Origin of the sequence: Microbacterium dextranolyticum (genome assembly GCF_016907295.1) — a bacterium.
Lineage (GTDB): Bacteria > Actinomycetota > Actinomycetes > Actinomycetales > Microbacteriaceae > Microbacterium > Microbacterium dextranolyticum.
This window is the reverse complement of the sequence record NZ_JAFBBR010000001.1, coordinates 2,276,913-2,292,792: the sequence shown is the minus strand read 5'-3', so window position 1 is coordinate 2,292,792 and position 15,880 is coordinate 2,276,913. Positions and strand designations below refer to the sequence as shown.

Below are 15,880 nucleotides of genomic sequence, written 5' to 3'. Positions count from 1 at the left end.
GCAGGCGAGGCGCATCGCCCCGCGGGCGCACAGCCGCCCGCCGTAGACTGGACGCGCTATGTATGACCTCTTCGACTGCCGCGATGCCGAGCAGCTGCTTCCCGGCATGCGCAAAGCACGTCAGGCGATCGGTCGGGGCGAGCTGGTCGTCCTGCCCACCGACACCGTCTACGGCGTCGGTGCCGATGCGTTCAGCGCTCCCGCCGTGGCCCGTCTGCTCGCCGCCAAGGGCCGCAGCCGCCAGTCGCCGCCGCCCGTCCTCGTCGCCGGTGTCGCCACGATGCGTGCGCTCGTCGCAGAGGTGCCCGAGCCGGTCGAACGGCTCGTCGAGGCGTTCTGGCCCGGGGGACTCACGATCGTGCTCCCCGCGCAGCCTTCTCTGTCATGGGATCTCGGCGACACGGCGGGAACCGTCGCGGTGCGGATGCCCGCCGAGCGCATCGCCCTGGAACTGCTCGAGGAGTGCGGACCGCTCGCCGTCTCGAGCGCGAACCTGACCGGGCGACCGGCAGCGCTGGACGTCCACGGAGCCGTCGAGATGCTCGGAGACTCGGTGTCGGTCTACCTCGACGGGGGGCCGGTGTCCACCGGTCGCGCCTCGACCATCGTCGACGCGACGGGCCTCGTCGCCGGCAGCGTACGCCCCGTCCGTGTGCTCCGCGAGGGCGCGCTCACGCGCGCCCGGCTGCGGGAGGTGCTCGGAGACCTGCTGGAGTCGGACCCCGACGACGACTCCGACGCCGCCCGGGACGACACCGCGGTGCCGCCGGGCGGCCCCGCGTGAAGTTCTACGTCCTCACGGTCGTCCTGACCTCCGTCGCGACCCTCGTGCTGACCGCCATCGTGTGGCGCGTCGGTCTGCGCTACCGGCTGTACCCGGAGATCCGCGACCGCGACGTGCACCGCACGCCGAAGCCGCGGATCGGCGGCGTGGCGATGTATCTGGGCGTGCTGGCGGCCTTCGCGCTGTCCTCGCGCATCCCGTATTTCCAGATCTTCTGGAGCGAGCCCGCGGTCATCTGGTCGCTCCTCGGGGCCGCCACCCTCATCGTCGTCGTCGGCGTGGCCGACGATCTGTGGGACCTCGACTGGATGATCAAGCTCGGTGCGCAGTTCCTCGCCGCCGGCATCGTGGTCGGCTTCGGAGGCATCCAGATCTTCGCGATCCCGCTCGGCGGCCTGATCGTCGTGTCCAGCTGGGTGAGTTTCGCGCTGTCGGTGCTCGCGATCGTCATCGTCATGAACGCGGTGAACTTCATCGACGGTCTCGACGGACTCGTCGCCGGCGTCGCGCTCATCTCCAACACGGTGTTCTTCGTGTACTCCTACATGGTCGCCCGCGACACGGGTGCGTCGAGCTACTCGAGCCTCGCGTCGTTCATCGCCGTCGTCCTCATCGGCGTGTGCGTCGGCTTCCTGCCGCTGAACTGGAGCCCGTCCAAGCTCTTCATGGGGGATTCCGGCGCTCTGCTGATCGGCCTGCTGATGGCATCCGCGGCGATCGTCTTCACCGGCAACCTGCCCACGAGCCTGCTCGGCGACAACGACGTGTTCGGCCGCTCGCAGCTCCTCGGTGCGTTCATCCCCATCCTGCTCCCCGTCGTCGTCGTGCTGCTGCCGCTGCTCGATTTCGGTATGGCAGTCGTGCGCCGTATGGGCAAGGGGCTCTCGCCGTTCTCTCCCGACCGCAAACATCTGCACCACCGCATGCTCGACATGGGGCACAGCGACCGCGACGCCGTGCTCGTCTTCTACGCCTGGACGGCGGTCGTCTCGGTCGGCGTGCTCATGATGTACCTCGGCACCACCCAGAACTGGCCCGGCGACTACAGCCTGGGCATCGTCTATCTGCTCGTCGGCGTCGCGGCCTGCGTGGTCGTGACCGCCCTGCCCTCCGGAGGAGGGCGGCGCCGACGCGCCGCCCCGACCCCGCCCATCGACCCGACCCATCCGACCGGCGCGCCGGTCGGCGATCCGCAGAGGAACGCATGACCGAGGCATCAGGACAGAAGACCCCGTCGGCACCCCGAGAGGTCTCCTCCAACCGACTGCTGCGCACCACCCTCCTGTGGTCGGGTGCCGTCGCGCTCGCCCTCGCGATCGCCGGCGCCCTGATCGGACTCGCGGTGGCCGGGACGTCAGGGCTCTGGAGTGCGTTGATCGCGGTACTGCTCGCGGCGGTGTTCCTCGGACTCACGGCGGGGACCATCCTCGTCGCCAACCGCTGGTACGGCGACCCGCTCTACGTGCCGATCTTCTTCGGCTCCGTGATGGGCGGATGGATCGTCAAGTTCGCCCTGTTCATCGTCGTGCTGCTCGTCCTGCGAGGAGCGGCATGGCTGAACGGGACGGTGTTCTTCGTGGCGCTCGTCGTGAGCGTGCTGGCCTCGCTCGCCGTCGACCTCGTCGTCATGCTGAAGATGCGCGTGCCGCACGTCGGCGACACGTCGCTGCCGACGCTGGCCGATGTCGTCGACGAAGCGCGGTACTCGTCCCGCGTCGCCCAGGTCGTCGATGGTGTCGATGACGAGGTCGACACCCCGACACCCGGAGAAAAGGGGGAGGGGCGGCCCGCCGCCCGTCCTGCGGATGAGAGCCACTCTCAAGACTGATAGGCTGTCTCTGCGCCCGATCGCGCCTCGCGAATCGCGTGCGCAGTGACGCTCACACCGACCATCGTCGCCCCGGTCCTTTCCGGTGCCCCGAAGCTGGAGCCCGCGCTGTTTACCCACGCTGCGACAATCATCGCCAAAACCGCCGAAGACGGCGGGCAGTTCCACGGCCCGTCCATCGATGAGTTCTTCCCCGACGTTCTCTTCTCCGTCGCAGGCCTCCCGGTCACCCGCATCCACCTGATCCAGATCCTGGCGACGGTCGCGGTGATCGTCCTCCTCTGGCTCGGCACCCGCAATATGCGCGTCGTCCCCGGCCGGTTCCAGAGCCTCGTGGAGATGGGACTCGACTTCGTCCGCGTCAACATCGCCGAGGACCTGCTCGGCAAGAAGGACGGTCAGCGCTTCCTGCCGATCCTGACGACGATGTTCTTCATGATCCTGTTCTTCAACATCACAGGCATCATCCCGTTCCTGAACCTCGCCGGAACCAGCATCATCGCCGTGCCTCTGCTGCTGGCGGTCGTGAGCTACGTGACCTTCATCTACGCGGGTATGAAGAAGAGCCCCAAGAACTTCTTCAAGAACGCGCTGTTCCCCGCGGGTGTCCCGCCCTTCCTCTACATCATCGTCACGCCCCTCGAGTTCCTCTCGACCTTCATCATCCGGCCCGTGACGCTGACTCTCCGACTGCTGATGAACATGATCGTCGGGCACCTCATGCTCGTGCTGTTCTTCTCGGCGACGCAGTTCTTCCTCATCACCCTCGGCGGCTGGTGGTCGGCTCTGGCGGCGGGTTCGCTCGCCTTCGGTCTGGCCTTCACCCTGTTCGAGATCCTGGTGGCCTTCCTCCAGGCCTACGTCTTCACCATCCTCACCGCGGTCTACATCCAGCTCGCGGTGGCAGAAGAGCACTGAGCGGGCGAGGCTTCCGCCTCTCCCACCCAACCCCGAAAGGAAACAACCCGTGGACGCAATTACGGTTCTCGCCGAGCTCAAGGGCAACGTCGCGACGATGGGCTACGGCCTCGCCGCCATCGGCCCCGCCATCGGCGTGGGCATCGTCGTCGGCAAGACGATCGAGGGCGTCGCCCGTCAGCCCGAGCTGGCCGGTCGCCTGCAGGTCCTGATGTGGATCGGTATCGCCTTCACCGAGGCGCTCGCCTTCATCGGCATCGCTGCCGGCTTCATCTTCCAGTAAGTCGCCACCACCAGTTCTTAAGGAGACAGGATGCTGAACGCTCTTGTCACGTATGCCGCGGAAGAGGGCGAGGCGCACAACCCGCTCATCCCCGCGTGGTACGACATCATCTGGTCGGGTGTCTGCTTCATCGTCATCTTGATCGTCGTCTGGAAGGTCGCCCTTCCCAAGATGAAGGTGCTGCTCGACAAGCGCGCCGCCGCCATCGAGGGCAACATCGCGAAGGCCGACGAGGCCCAGCGCAAGGCCGAGGCCGCGCTCGAGGAGTACACGGCGCAGCTGTCGGCGGCCCGCAAGGAGGCCGGCGAGATCCGCGATGCCGCCCGTGAGGACGGCAAGAAGATCGTCGCCGAGGCGAAGGATGCCGCATCGACCGAAGCCGCACGTGTGACCGCTGCCGCGCAGACGCAGATCGAGGCGGAGCGCCAGTCGGCGCTCGTGTCGCTGCGCAGCGAGGTCGGCACGCTCGCCCTCGACCTGGCCGGCGGTGTGATCGGCGAGTCGCTCTCCGACGACGCCAAGGCGAAGGGCGTCGTGGACCGCTTCCTCGCCGACCTCGAGAAGGCGAAGTAATGGGAAGCGCGACCACTCAGGCACTGGCGACGACCACGGCGGAGCTGTCGGCGGCGAGCGTGAGCGATCTCTCGATCGCCCGCGAGCTGTTCGCAGCCGCGCGCGAGATCGCCGACTCGGCGCAGCTGAGCGGCGCGCTCTCCGCGTGGGGTGCACCCGCCGCGGCGCGAGCGCAGGTCGCCCGCGCCGTGTTCGCCGGGTTCGCCCCCGTCACGGTGCAGCTGCTGGTCACGGCGGTGTCCGAGCGCTGGTCCTCCACGGAGGACCTCATCTCGGGCATCGAGGAGCTGGCAATCCGTGCAGCGGCGCTGGGGGCACCGGGAACAGACGTCGAAGGCGAGCTGTTCCAGGTCGCTCGCACCGTCGCCGCGAACCCCGAACTGGAGCTCGCACTGGGCAGCCGGTTGGGCGACGCCTCGGCCAAGGGGGTGCTCGTCGAGAAGCTGCTGAACGGTCGCGCCGGCGAGGCCACCACCCTCATCGCGGCGCAGCTCGTGCAGCAGCCGCGTGAACGGCGTGTCCGCGCCCTTCTGAACCGTGCTCTGCGACTGGTCGCCGACCAGCGCGGCAAGAAGGTCGCCACCGTCCGCGTCGCCGCGGACCTGGATGCCACGCAGCGGGAGCGTCTGGCGACGGCGCTGAGCGCCCGCTACGGCGCCGACGTGGCGGTGAACGTCGTCGTCGACCCGAAGGTCCTCGGCGGTATGCGCGTGGAGATCGGTGACGACGTCATCGACGGCACCGTCTCCTCCCGAATCAACGACTTGCGCCAGCGCCTCGCTGGCTAGAACAGAAGGAACACCATGGCAGATCTCACCATCAGCCCCGATGTCATCCGTGACGCGCTGAAAGACTTCGTCGCCGCCTACGAGCCCACCGGGGCCGCGGCGACCGAGGTCGGCACCGTCGTGGACGCCGCGGACGGCATCGCCCACGTCGAGGGTCTTCCCGGCGTGATGGCCAACGAGCTCGTCCGGTTCGCCAACGGCGTCGAGGGCCTCGCGCTGAACCTCGACGAGAACGAGATCGGTGTCGTCGTCCTGGGCGACTTCTCCGGCGTCGAGGCGGGCCAGAAGGTCACCCGTACCGGTGAGGTCCTGTCGGTCGCCGTCGGTGACGGTTACCTCGGCCGCGTGGTCGACCCGCTCGGCAACCCGATCGACGGTCTCGGCGACATCGCGACCGAGGGTCGCCGCGCGCTGGAGCTGCAGGCGCCGGGCGTCATGCAGCGCAAGTCGGTGCACGAACCGATGCAGACCGGCATCAAGGCTATCGACGCGATGATCCCCGTCGGTCGTGGCCAGCGCCAGCTCATCATCGGCGACCGCCAGACCGGCAAGACGGCGATCGCGATCGACACGATCATCAACCAGAAGTCCAACTGGGACTCCGGCGACGTTTCCAAGCAGGTGCGCTGCATCTACGTCGCCATCGGTCAGAAGGGCTCCACGATCGCCTCCGTCAAGGGTGCGCTCGAGGATGCCGGCGCGATGGAGTACACGACGATCGTGGCCGCTCCCGCCTCCGACCCGGCCGGCTTCAAGTACCTCGCCCCCTACACCGGCTCGGCCATCGGCCAGCACTGGATGTACGGCGGCAAGCACGTCCTCATCATCTTCGACGACCTGTCGAAGCAGGCCGAGGCCTACCGTGCCGTGTCCCTTCTGCTTCGTCGTCCGCCGGGCCGCGAGGCATACCCCGGTGACGTCTTCTACCTGCACTCGCGTCTGCTCGAGCGTTGCGCGAAGCTCTCGGATGAGCTGGGTGCCGGCTCGATGACGGGACTCCCGATCATCGAGACGAAGGCCAATGACGTGTCGGCCTACATCCCGACGAACGTCATCTCGATCACCGACGGACAGATCTTCCTGCAGTCCGACCTGTTCAACGCCAACCAGCGCCCCGCGGTCGACGTCGGAATCTCGGTCTCGCGCGTCGGTGGTGACGCCCAGGTCAAGTCGATCAAGAAGGTCTCCGGCACGCTGAAGCTCGAGCTCGCCCAGTACCGCTCGCTCGAGGCGTTCGCCATGTTCGCCTCCGACCTGGACGCCGCTTCGCGTCGCCAGCTCGAGCGCGGTGCGCGTCTGACGGAGCTGCTCAAGCAGCCCCAGTACGACCCGTACCCCGTCGAGGAGCAGGTCGTCTCGATCTGGGCCGGTACGAACGGCAAGCTCGACACGATCGCTGTCGAGGACGTGCTCCGCTTCGAGCGCGACCTGCTCGACTACCTCAAGCGCAACACGACGATCCTCACCACCCTCCGCGACACGAACGTCCTCGACGACGCCACGGTCGCCGAGCTCGAGAAGGTGACCGACGCGTTCATCCTCGAGTTCCAGGGCGGCAAGGGCCAGGCCATCAACAAGCCCGGTCACGAAGAGGTCGCGTCGGCGCACGAGGAGGACGTGAACCAGGAGCAGATCGTCAAGGGTCGCCGCGGCTGAGGCCGGGCGTCGACCTGAAACCGAGAATCCATGGGCGCACAACTCCGGGTCTACAAGCAGAAGATCGCTTCTGCTCAGACGACCAAGAAGATCACGAAGGCGATGGAGCTCATCGCGGCTTCGCGCATCCAGAAGGCGATGGCGCGCGTGCGCGCGTCCTCGCCCTTCGCGCGGGCCGTGACGCGGGCCGTCTCCGCCGTGGCGACGCATTCCAACACCCAGCACCCGCTGACCACGGAGCGTGAGACGATCCGCCGTTCGGCGGTCGTCATCTTCGCCTCCGACCGCGGTCTCGCCGGCGCGTTCAACTCGCAGATCCTGCGCGAAGGTCTGCAGCTGGCCGAGCTCCTGCGCTCGCAGGGCAAGGAGGTCGAGTACTTCCTCGTCGGGCGCAAGGCCGTGGGCTACTTCCAGTTCCGTCGTATGGCGGCGGCAGGGGAGTGGGTCGGCGACACCGACACCCCGCACTTCAACACCGCCGAGCAGATCGCGGGCGCTCTTCTGGACGCCTACGACCGCGGCGGCGACGAAGAGGGCGGCGTCGACGAGATCCACCTCGTGTACAACCGCTTCGTGAGCATGATGACCCAGGAGCCGCAGACCGTGCGTCTGCTGCCGCTCGAGGTCGTCGAGGCCGACGAGGTGACGGATGCCGCGGCATCCGCCTCGCAGGTCTACCCGCTGTACGAGTTCGAGCCGAGTCCCGAGGTCGTCCTCGACGCGCTCCTGCCGGTGTACGTGCAGAGCCGTGTGTTCAACGCGCTGCTGCAGTCGTCGGCGGCCAAGCACGCGGCGACCCAGAAGGCGATGAAGAGCGCGAGCGACAACGCCGACAAGCTCATCACCGACTACACGCGCCTCCGCAACAACGCGCGTCAGGCCGAGATCACCCAGCAGATCGCCGAGATCGTCGGCGGCGCCGACGCCCTGGCGTCCGGCAAGTAACGTTCCCACCGAAAGAGACAGACAATGACTGCCACCGCCACCGCCGACAAGGCCGAGACGACGGTCGTCGGGCGCGTCGCACGCGTCACCGGCCCGGTCGTCGACATCGAGTTCCCGCACGATGCGATCCCCGACATCTACAACGCGCTGAAGACGACGATCACGATCGGCGACGAGGCGACCGAGATCACGCTCGAGGTCGCGCAGCACCTCGGTGACGACCTGGTTCGCGCCATCTCGCTGAAGCCCACGGACGGCATGGTCCGCGGCCAGGAGGTGCGCGACACCGGCGGCCCCATCTCGGTGCCCGTCGGCGACGTCACCAAGGGCAAGGTGTTCAACGTCACCGGTGACATCCTCAACCTCGAGCCCGGCGAGACCGTCGAGATCACCGAGCGCTGGGGCATCCACCGTCAGGCGCCGAACTTCGACCAGCTCGAGTCCAAGACCGAGATGTTCGAGACCGGCATCAAGTCGATCGACCTGCTCACCCCGTACGTGCAGGGTGGCAAGATCGGTCTGTTCGGCGGCGCCGGTGTCGGCAAGACCGTCCTCATCCAGGAGATGATCCAGCGCGTCGCCCAGGACCACGGTGGTGTCTCCGTGTTCGCCGGTGTCGGCGAGCGCACCCGTGAGGGCAACGACCTCATCGGCGAGATGGAGGAGGCGGGCGTCTTCGACAAGACCGCCCTCGTCTTCGGCCAGATGGACGAGCCGCCGGGGACGCGTCTGCGCGTCGCCCTGTCGGCCCTGACGATGGCGGAGTACTTCCGCGACGTGCAGAAGCAGGACGTGCTGCTGTTCATCGACAACATCTTCCGCTTCACGCAGGCCGGTTCCGAGGTGTCGACCCTCCTCGGCCGCATGCCCTCCGCGGTGGGTTACCAGCCCAACCTCGCCGACGAGATGGGTGTGCTCCAGGAGCGCATCACCTCGACGCGTGGTCACTCGATCACCTCGCTCCAGGCGATCTACGTGCCCGCCGACGACTACACCGACCCGGCCCCGGCCACGACCTTCGCGCACCTCGACGCGACGACCGAGCTCTCGCGTGAGATCGCGTCGAAGGGTCTGTACCCGGCCATCGACCCGCTCACCTCGACGAGCCGCATCCTCGACCCGCGCTACATCGGTGAGGACCACTACCGCGTGGCCACCGCCGTGAAGCAGATCCTGCAGAAGAACAAGGAACTGCAGGAGATCATCGCGATCCTCGGTGTCGACGAGCTCTCCGAAGAGGACAAGATCGTCGTCTCGCGTGCGCGCCGCATTCAGCAGTTCCTCTCGCAGAACACCTACATGGCGAAGAAGTTCACCGGCGTCGAGGGCTCCACGGTCCCGATCAAGGAGACCATCGAGTCGTTCGACGCGATCGTCAAGGGTGACTTCGACCACGTGGCCGAGCAGGCCTTCTTCAACGTCGGCGGCATCTCCGACGTCGAAGAGAAGTGGGCGAAGATCCAGAAGGAGAACAGCTGACATGGCGCTGACCGTCACCCTCGTCTCCGCCGAGGAGGAGGTCTGGCACGGTGAGGCATCCCTCGTCGTCGCCAAGACCGTCGAGGGCGAGATCGGCTTCATGACCGGGCACGAGCCCGTGCTGGCGATCCTCGCCGAGGGCCAGGTCCGCATCACGCAGGCCGACGGCTCGAAGGTCGTCGCGTCGGCGCAGGACGGGTTCCTCTCGATGGAGGGCGACGAGCTCACCATCGTGGCCGGTCACGCCGCTCTGCAGTCCTGAGCCTCACCCGCTGAGAAACCACTCTCTGCGCGAGAAACCACCCCTGCGGAGGTTTCTCACGCAGAGGGTGGTTTTTCGCTGTATCGGAGCCGCATGCTGATCCTGTTGCCCCCGTCCGAGACCAAGCGTCCCGGAGGACAGGGGCGTCCCTTCGACCTCGGCGCCCTCGCCCTGCCCACGCTCGCCCCGCAGCGCGAGGCGATGATCGACGCTCTCGTCGCGCTGAGCGCCGACGAGGACGCCGCGGCGCGGGTGCTGAAGCTCTCGGCGCGCCAGCGCGGCGACATCGCCGCCAACGCCGCGCTGCGGACGGCGCCCACCCTTCCCGCCGTGGACCGCTACACCGGCGTGCTCTTCGATGCGCTGGATGCCGGGTCGCTCCCGACCCCGGCGCGCCGCTGGCTCGGCGCGCACGTGCTGATCCACTCCGCGCCCTTCGGGCCGGTGGGCGCGCTCGATCCCCTTCCGGCCTACCGCCTTTCGGCGGGGACCTCGCTGCCCGGCGTCCCGGCGCTGCGCCGCGTGTGGGCGGATGCCACGACCGCGGCCCTCGCCGAGCTGTCACCACGCATCGTGCTCGATCTGCGGTCCGAGGCGTACGCGGCGCTCGGACCGGTGCCCACCGGCATCCCCTCGGTCTATCTGCGCGTCGTCAGCGACGGCGGCGACGGCACCGTTCGCGCCCTCAACCACTTCAACAAGCACGCCAAGGGCGATCTCGTCCGGCGCCTCGCGCTCGAGAGGCCGCGTATCGGCACCGTCGCGGGATTCGTCCGGTGGGCGCAGTCCGTGGAGCTCGAGGTGCGCGCGGGCGCTACGGGCGAGATCGACCTCGTCGTCTGACGCTCCGCGCGCCCCGTGCGCTCGCCTCGACGCGATGCGACGCGGTCGGCGGCGTGCCGCGCCGGATCAGTCGCGGCGCGTGTTCGCTGCGGTGCGTTCGGTGTTCTCGGCGATCGCGACGAGGGCTACGCCCGCCTCGATCACGAAGCGCAGCAGCACGACGGCGAAGAAGGCCAGCACCGGCACGACGATGACCGTGGAGAGAATGAGGGCGATGCCGCCGCCCGGATTCCAGGGGAGAGCACCGATCCCCGAGATGAGACCGCCGGCCACCGTCGACACGAAGGCGATGCCGATCGCGACGAGCCCGACGAGGAAGAAGACGCTCGCCAGACGCCGCGTGATGAAGCGCGTGAACGTGATGTCGAACAGAGCGGAGAGGAACCCTCGCCCGATGTCGTCGAGGTCGCCGACGAGGCGGGGGACTCCGGTGTCGTCCACGCCGGCGACGCCGGGGGTCGAATCTGCCTGCGCGGCTTCTTGCGCCGCCGCGGCTGCGGGCACGTCGGGGAGCGGCGGCGGCGTGGGCTGAGGATCGGTCATGGGAGTCCTTCCGGAGGGATGCCTGTGGTCAGGCTATCGAGGCGGCCTCAGGCGCGCGAGGTCGCAGGTATGGTGCCGATGGTCTCCGCGGCTCTACGATGACCCTCAGGCGGGCGTTCTCGGCGCCCAGATGCGGCCGCGGCTGCGGGAAGGCTCACCCCATGTACGGGACATCCATCACCAACTATTCCGACAGCGGCGCGGTGGTGTTCGCGGCGCTCGTCCTCGGTCTGCTCAGCTTCGTGTTCGCGGTCGGCTACTACGTTCTGAGCGCGCTGTTCCTGGGCAAGATCTTCCAGAAGGCGGGGGTGCAGGGCCAATGGCGCGCCTGGGTCCCGATCTACAACTTCATGGTGTTCGCCAAGCTCGGAGACCTCAGCCCCTGGGTGCCGCTCATCGGGTTCGGCGCCGCGGTCATCCTCGCACCTGTCGGACTGGGCTGGCTCGGCAGCGTGCTCATCGTCGTGTCGACCGCGATGGCGGCGTGGCGCGTGGGACTCAAGCTGCAGAAGGAGCCGGTGTGGGTCGTCCTCTACCTCTTCCTGTCGATCGTGTGGCTCGGCATCAACGCCTTCGACAAGTCGCGGTGGAACCCGAACATCGCTCCGGCGTCGTGGGCGGACAACGGCTTCTTCGCCGACCGTACGGTGTGGCAGGGCGTTCCCGTGCAGCCGACAGCCGGTCCCGTCGCTCCTGCAGCCGGCTACCAGCCGCCCGCGGGCTACCAGCCGCCCGCGGGCTACCAGCCGCCCGCGGGGTATCAGCCGCCCGCGGGGTATCAGCCGCCCGCGGCACCGCCGACGTACCAGCCTCCCGCGTACCAGCCGCCCGCCGGGTATCAGCCGCCCGCCGGGTATCAGCCGCCCGCGGCACCGCCGACGTACCAGCCTCCCGCGTACCAGCCTCCCGCCGCTGCGCCGTCCGTGACGCCTCCGCCGGTCGCGCCGCCGACGCAGGACCCGCCGGTCGCCCCCGGCGACGGCCAGCAGCGCCCCTGAGCGTCGCGCCTTCGCGCACACGCAGCACGCCCTCGCCGATGCGGGTGCGTGCTGCGTGTGACCCCGGTGTCGTACATGCCGAGTGCCGTGCGCGGATTGCATCCGCGACGCGAAGAGGCGGCGATCCCGCCCGTCGCCGATGCGCGGGGGAGCCGTCCACTAGAGTGTGACCGTGCCCGAAGCCGCGACCCAGTCGCGCACCGTCCCCCTGGCCGACGGTGCGCTCGAACTCCGGTGGTCCGAAGTGACCCACCGCGGGCGCCGCCGTGAGGCCAATCAGGACGCCGTTCTGGCGCAGTACCCCTTGTTCGTCGTCGCCGACGGCATGGGCGGGCACATCGGCGGCGAGATCGCCAGCGCCAGCGCCGTCGAGCGACTCACCGCCGTGGCGATCACGGGCGAGGTCACCCCGAAGACCATCGAGAAGGCCCTCTCTCGTGCGGTCGCCGACATTGCGAGCCACCCCGAAACGACTGACGAGGGTACGGGCACGACCGTCACCGGCGTGTACCTCGACCTGTCCGACCCCGAGCCGACGTGGGTCACGCTGAACATCGGGGATTCGCGGGTCTACCTCTTCCGCGACGGTGCGCTGGCGCAGGTGACGACCGACCACTCGGTCGTGCAGGAGCTCATCTCCGCCGGCCGACTGTCGCCGGAAGAGGCCGAGAATCACCCCTACGGAAACGTCATCACACGGGCGGTGGGGCCCTCCGACGCCGTCGCTCCCGATTACGTGCGGCTCGAGGTCGTCGACGGGGACCGATTCGTGGTCTGCAGTGACGGGCTCACCAAGGAGCTCACCGATTACGGCATCCTGCACTTCCTGCTGCAGCACGACGACCCCACCGACGCGGCCGACGACATGCTCGAGGCGGCGCTCGAGAACGGTGGTCGCGACAACGTCACCATCATCGTTCTGAACGTGCACCGGACGTTCGACGGCGCGCCCTCCCCAGCCGAGGACTGAGCCGGATACTCCACGGTTTCGCGGATCACGCACTGGCGACGCCGCGCGGCCGGTTGACTGTCGCGCATGAACGACGACGTCGACGAGCCGCTTCGGCTTCCTCCCCGACCGGTCCCGCCGCCGAGGCCCTCACTGCCCGTCGCCGCTGCGATCGTGCCGGTGGTCGGTGCCGTCGTCCTGTGGCAGCTGACCGGCTCGCCGTCGGCGCTGTGGTTCGCGGCGCTCGGCCCGCTCATGGCCGCGGCATCCTTCGTCGACGCCGTCCGCAGCTCGCGCCGATCCCGCCGTCGGGCACGGGGCAAGGCCGCGACGGATCTTGCTCAGCTCGCCGTGGACCTCGAGGCACGCCACGACGATGAGCGTCGACGCGCGTGGCACGCGACGCCGGATGTCGCGGGCTATGCCGACGATCCGACCGAGGTGTGGCGCGTCGTCCCCGGGCGTGCGGACGTGATCGTGGTGGGCAGGGGAGAGGGGCGCAGCTCTGTGCGACTCGATGGGGAGGCCGAGACCGCGGAAGCACGCGAGCTGCGCGGCCGTGCGCGGATGCTCGCAGAAATGCCGATCACCGTTCCGCTGTCGGCCGGCATCGCCGTCGCCGGGCCCCCGGTCTGGGCGGCCGCGGTCGTGCGGGCGCTCGTCCTGCAGGTGTGCCTGGCGCATCCTCCCGGACAGGTGCGACTCATCGGCGGCCTGTCCGCACCGCTTCGCGGCGGATGCGGCGATGCGGCGGTGGCGGGCGGCGGGCTCGCCCTGCCGCACGCCGACGCGACCCGTGGAGCGGCGGTGCTCATCGGAAACGGCGACCGTCCGATCCCGGCGGATGTCGAGGTGCCGATCGTGCAGGTCGCCGAAGGCGCCCCGCCCCCGCCCCGCTGCGCCGCGGTGCTCACACTCGACGGCGCAGGCCAGGCTCGACTGGACCATGCCGGACAGTCCCGCCGTGTTCGGGTGGAGGCGCTGTCCCACACACAGGCGGCGCGGCTCGCCGTGGTTCTGAGTGAGCGCGCGGCGACCCTCGGGCAGCGGGTCGACGGTGCGGTGGCCCTTGCGGAGCTCCCCGTCGCACCGTCCGAGGGCGTGGCTTCGCTCGCGTCCACGGTGGGGATCAGCGCGGGCGAGCCGGTCGCGCTGGATCTCGTCGGCGACGGTCCGCACGCCGTCGTGATCGGGGTCACCGGTTCGGGCAAGAGCGAGCTGTTGACATCGTGGATCGTCGGGATGTGCCGGGGCCGCTCACCGCACGAGGTGTCCTTCCTTCTCGTCGACTTCAAAGGAGGGCGCACGTTCGACGCCCTCGCACCCCTGCCGCACGTCACCGGCGTGCTCACCGACCTCGACGAGACCAGGGCGGTGCGCGCGGTCGACAGCCTGCGTGCCGAGATCCGTCATCGAGAGCGGGTGCTCGAGGCGCACGGCGCGCGCGACATCGCAGAGGCCGTCGGAAAGCTGTCGCGGCTGGTCATCGTCGTCGACGAGTACGCGGCACTCGTGGCGGCTCGTCCCGAGCTGCACGAGCTGTTCGCCGACATCGCGGCACGCGGCCGTGCGCTCGGCATGCATCTGATCCTCGCCTCGCAGCGCGCGGCAGGCGCCTTCCGCGACGGCGTTCTCGCCAACGCGCCGCTGCGGATCGCGCTGCGGGTGACGGATGCCGCGGACTCGCGCACGGTCATCGGCGACGACGATGCCGTGCGCCTGCCCGGTGGCCCCGCCGCACGCGGGACCGCGCTCGTGCGGCGGGCTGCCGACAACGGCCCGCAGACGGTGCGCATCGCGCGATGCGGAGACGACACCCTCGCCGCGCTTCTCGCGGAGTCCGTCGGGGTAGAGTCGGCGCGACGGCCGTGGCTGCCGCCGCTGCCCGACCACGTGAGCGTGCCGGAGGTGCGCGGACGGGCGTTCGAGTCGGATCGGGCAGGTTCGGGCATCCTCCTCGGAATCGCCGATGAACCGGAGCATCAACGTCAGCGCGTGATCGCGCTGACGGAAGGGAGCGCCGGGTTCGCCGTCGTCGGTGGGGCCGGCAGCGGGCGGACGACGGTGCTGCGCGCCGTCGCTGCGCAGGCCGCGCGGAGCATGTGGGTGCCCGCGGATCTCGAGCGCGCCTGGGACATGCTGCTCGGGCTCGACACGGTCCCGCCCGGGACCGTCGTGCTCGTCGACGACGCCGATGCGATTGCCGGACGCTTTCCCGCCGACTACGCCGCCGCGTGGACGGCGACGCTGGAGCGCACCGCCCGCGAGGCACGCGGTCGCGGCATCGCCCTGGTCGTCTCCGCCCCGCGGGTCGCAGGCCCCGTCGGACGGGTGATCGATCTGCTGCCCGCGCGTGCGATCCTGCCGCTGCCGTCTCGTGCGGACCACGTCGCCGCGGGCGGAGAGTCCGCGGACTTCATCGCGGACTCTCGGCCGGGGCGCGGACGCTGGGGGCGCACCCTCGTGCAGTTCGCCACGCCGGGCGAGACGGTCGCCGCGCAGACCGCGGGCACGCCGACATCCCGCACGGAGAGCGCGGCGCCGGAGACCGCGGGGCGGCGACGGCGCCCGAGCATCGAGGCGGAGGACGAGAGGACGGCGCCGCGCTGGCATCCCACCGCAAGAGGCCTCAGCGGCCTCATCCTGCCGGCGGGTGCCCGTTCCGATGCCGTCGCCGCCGCCCTCGAGGCCGACGGGTTCGCCGTACGCGCGCTCGAGGATGCCGCGGCGTCCGCTCCGCGTTCCCCCGACTCCGGGCCGGGGGAACGCGGCGGCGCTGTCACCGACGGCACCGTACTGATCGGCTCGCCCGAGGCGTGGCTGGCGCAGTGGCGACTCCTCGCGGAGGCACGTGCCCGCGGCGAGGTCGTCATTGACGCGGGATGTGCGGCCGAGTACCGCGCACTGACCGGACGCCGGGACCTCCCGCCGTACGCGGCACCCGGGGCGCGCCGGGCGTGGGCGGTCCTGCCCGACACGGATGTGCGTCGCGTCACTGTGCCTGCCTGAGCGACCGCGACCCCGGCGGGGG

Annotated in this window: 16 protein-coding genes; 15 read left to right on the top strand and 1 reads right to left on the bottom strand. The window is 69.6% G+C overall.

What is annotated here, in order from left to right:
* Window positions 1-58: 58 nt before the first annotated feature.
* The 12 genes from JOE64_RS10580 (at window position 59) to JOE64_RS10525 (ending at window position 10,359) form a co-directional block, all read left to right on the top strand.
* Window positions 59-784, top strand: coding sequence for an L-threonylcarbamoyladenylate synthase (locus tag JOE64_RS10580; RefSeq protein ID WP_204964215.1), 726 nt, complete (start codon window positions 59-61; stop codon window positions 782-784).
* Complete coding sequence (locus tag JOE64_RS10575) at window positions 781-1,992, top strand: MraY family glycosyltransferase (RefSeq protein ID WP_204964214.1); 1,212 nt, start codon at window positions 781-783, stop codon at window positions 1,990-1,992. The genes JOE64_RS10580 and JOE64_RS10575 overlap by 4 nt, the downstream gene beginning before the upstream one ends.
* On the top strand, window positions 1,989-2,612 hold the full coding sequence (locus JOE64_RS10570) for a Cg1360 family ATP-synthase-associated protein (RefSeq protein ID WP_239531746.1): 624 nt from the start codon (window positions 1,989-1,991) through the stop codon (window positions 2,610-2,612). The genes JOE64_RS10575 and JOE64_RS10570 overlap by 4 nt, the downstream gene beginning before the upstream one ends.
* A gap of 45 nt (window positions 2,613-2,657) precedes the next feature.
* Window positions 2,658-3,530, top strand: coding sequence for a F0F1 ATP synthase subunit A (gene atpB, locus JOE64_RS10565; RefSeq protein ID WP_204964213.1), 873 nt, complete (start codon window positions 2,658-2,660; stop codon window positions 3,528-3,530).
* A gap of 49 nt (window positions 3,531-3,579) precedes the next feature.
* Entirely contained in the window at window positions 3,580-3,813 is a 234-nt protein-coding gene (gene atpE / locus JOE64_RS10560; protein WP_271202584.1) for an ATP synthase F0 subunit C, read from the top strand.
* A 30-nt stretch (window positions 3,814-3,843) separates the two neighbouring features.
* Entirely contained in the window at window positions 3,844-4,386 is a 543-nt protein-coding gene (locus tag JOE64_RS10555) for a F0F1 ATP synthase subunit B (protein WP_204964212.1), read from the top strand.
* Complete coding sequence (locus JOE64_RS10550; protein ID WP_204964211.1) at window positions 4,386-5,174, top strand: F0F1 ATP synthase subunit delta; 789 nt, start codon at window positions 4,386-4,388, stop codon at window positions 5,172-5,174. Before JOE64_RS10555 ends, JOE64_RS10550 begins: the two co-directional genes overlap by 1 nt.
* A gap of 15 nt (window positions 5,175-5,189) precedes the next feature.
* Complete coding sequence (gene atpA, locus JOE64_RS10545; protein WP_204964210.1) at window positions 5,190-6,830, top strand: F0F1 ATP synthase subunit alpha; 1,641 nt, start codon at window positions 5,190-5,192, stop codon at window positions 6,828-6,830.
* Window positions 6,831-6,860: 30 nt separating this feature from the next.
* Window positions 6,861-7,775: a F0F1 ATP synthase subunit gamma gene (locus tag JOE64_RS10540; protein WP_204964209.1), complete on the top strand. Its 915-nt coding sequence runs from the start codon at window positions 6,861-6,863 to the stop codon at window positions 7,773-7,775.
* A 24-nt stretch (window positions 7,776-7,799) separates the two neighbouring features.
* Window positions 7,800-9,254, top strand: a complete 1,455-nt coding sequence (atpD, locus tag JOE64_RS10535; protein WP_204964208.1) for a F0F1 ATP synthase subunit beta — start codon at window positions 7,800-7,802, stop codon at window positions 9,252-9,254.
* A 1-nt stretch (window position 9,255) separates the two neighbouring features.
* A complete protein-coding gene (locus JOE64_RS10530; protein ID WP_204964207.1) occupies window positions 9,256-9,516 on the top strand; it encodes a F0F1 ATP synthase subunit epsilon in 261 nt (86 codons plus the stop codon).
* Between the two features lie 93 nt (window positions 9,517-9,609).
* Window positions 9,610-10,359 (top strand): YaaA family protein, encoded by a 750-nt coding sequence (locus JOE64_RS10525; RefSeq protein WP_204964206.1) that lies wholly within the window; start codon window positions 9,610-9,612, stop codon window positions 10,357-10,359.
* A 66-nt stretch (window positions 10,360-10,425) separates the two neighbouring features.
* Here the strand turns inward: JOE64_RS10525 and JOE64_RS10520 are convergent, their stop codons facing one another.
* A complete protein-coding gene (locus tag JOE64_RS10520; protein ID WP_204964205.1) occupies window positions 10,426-10,902 on the bottom strand; it encodes a DUF4282 domain-containing protein in 477 nt (158 codons plus the stop codon).
* A gap of 161 nt (window positions 10,903-11,063) precedes the next feature.
* Here JOE64_RS10520 and JOE64_RS10515 point away from each other — a divergent pair, with 161 nt between their 5' ends.
* The 3 genes from JOE64_RS10515 to JOE64_RS10505 all read left to right on the top strand — a co-directional run bounded on the left by JOE64_RS10515 (window position 11,064) and on the right by JOE64_RS10505 (window position 15,858).
* Complete coding sequence (locus JOE64_RS10515) at window positions 11,064-11,900, top strand: large exoprotein (RefSeq protein WP_204964204.1); 837 nt, start codon at window positions 11,064-11,066, stop codon at window positions 11,898-11,900.
* A gap of 172 nt (window positions 11,901-12,072) precedes the next feature.
* Window positions 12,073-12,870 carry a PP2C family protein-serine/threonine phosphatase gene (locus JOE64_RS10510; protein WP_204964203.1) on the top strand — a complete coding sequence of 266 codons (798 nt, stop codon included), beginning with the start codon at window positions 12,073-12,075 and terminating at the stop codon, window positions 12,868-12,870.
* Between the two features lie 66 nt (window positions 12,871-12,936).
* The gene (locus JOE64_RS10505) at window positions 12,937-15,858 is read left to right on the top strand and encodes an FtsK/SpoIIIE domain-containing protein (protein ID WP_239531745.1); all 2,922 of its coding nucleotides are present in this window, start codon (window positions 12,937-12,939) and stop codon (window positions 15,856-15,858) included.
* Window positions 15,859-15,880: the final 22 nt, after the last annotated feature.

What these genes read in the sequence shown, in the direction of transcription:
- JOE64_RS10580 (WP_204964215.1), top strand. Translation starts at nt 59, where the DNA reads ATGTATGACCTCTTCGACTGCCGCGATGCCGAGCAGCTGCTTCCCGGC.
- JOE64_RS10570 (WP_239531746.1), top strand. Translation starts at nt 1,989, where the DNA reads ATGACCGAGGCATCAGGACAGAAGACCCCGTCGGCACCCCGAGAGGTC.
- JOE64_RS10555 (WP_204964212.1), top strand. Translation starts at nt 3,844, where the DNA reads ATGCTGAACGCTCTTGTCACGTATGCCGCGGAAGAGGGCGAGGCGCAC.
- JOE64_RS10550 (WP_204964211.1), top strand. Translation starts at nt 4,386, where the DNA reads ATGGGAAGCGCGACCACTCAGGCACTGGCGACGACCACGGCGGAGCTG.
- atpA (WP_204964210.1), top strand. Translation starts at nt 5,190, where the DNA reads ATGGCAGATCTCACCATCAGCCCCGATGTCATCCGTGACGCGCTGAAA.
- JOE64_RS10540 (WP_204964209.1), top strand. Translation starts at nt 6,861, where the DNA reads ATGGGCGCACAACTCCGGGTCTACAAGCAGAAGATCGCTTCTGCTCAG.
- atpD (WP_204964208.1), top strand. Translation starts at nt 7,800, where the DNA reads ATGACTGCCACCGCCACCGCCGACAAGGCCGAGACGACGGTCGTCGGG.
- JOE64_RS10530 (WP_204964207.1), top strand. Translation starts at nt 9,256, where the DNA reads ATGGCGCTGACCGTCACCCTCGTCTCCGCCGAGGAGGAGGTCTGGCAC.
- JOE64_RS10525 (WP_204964206.1), top strand. Translation starts at nt 9,610, where the DNA reads ATGCTGATCCTGTTGCCCCCGTCCGAGACCAAGCGTCCCGGAGGACAG.
- JOE64_RS10520 (WP_204964205.1), bottom strand. Translation starts at nt 10,902, where the DNA reads ATGACCGATCCTCAGCCCACGCCGCCGCCGCTCCCCGACGTGCCCGCA.
- JOE64_RS10515 (WP_204964204.1), top strand. Translation starts at nt 11,064, where the DNA reads ATGTACGGGACATCCATCACCAACTATTCCGACAGCGGCGCGGTGGTG.
- JOE64_RS10505 (WP_239531745.1), top strand. Translation starts at nt 12,937, where the DNA reads ATGAACGACGACGTCGACGAGCCGCTTCGGCTTCCTCCCCGACCGGTC.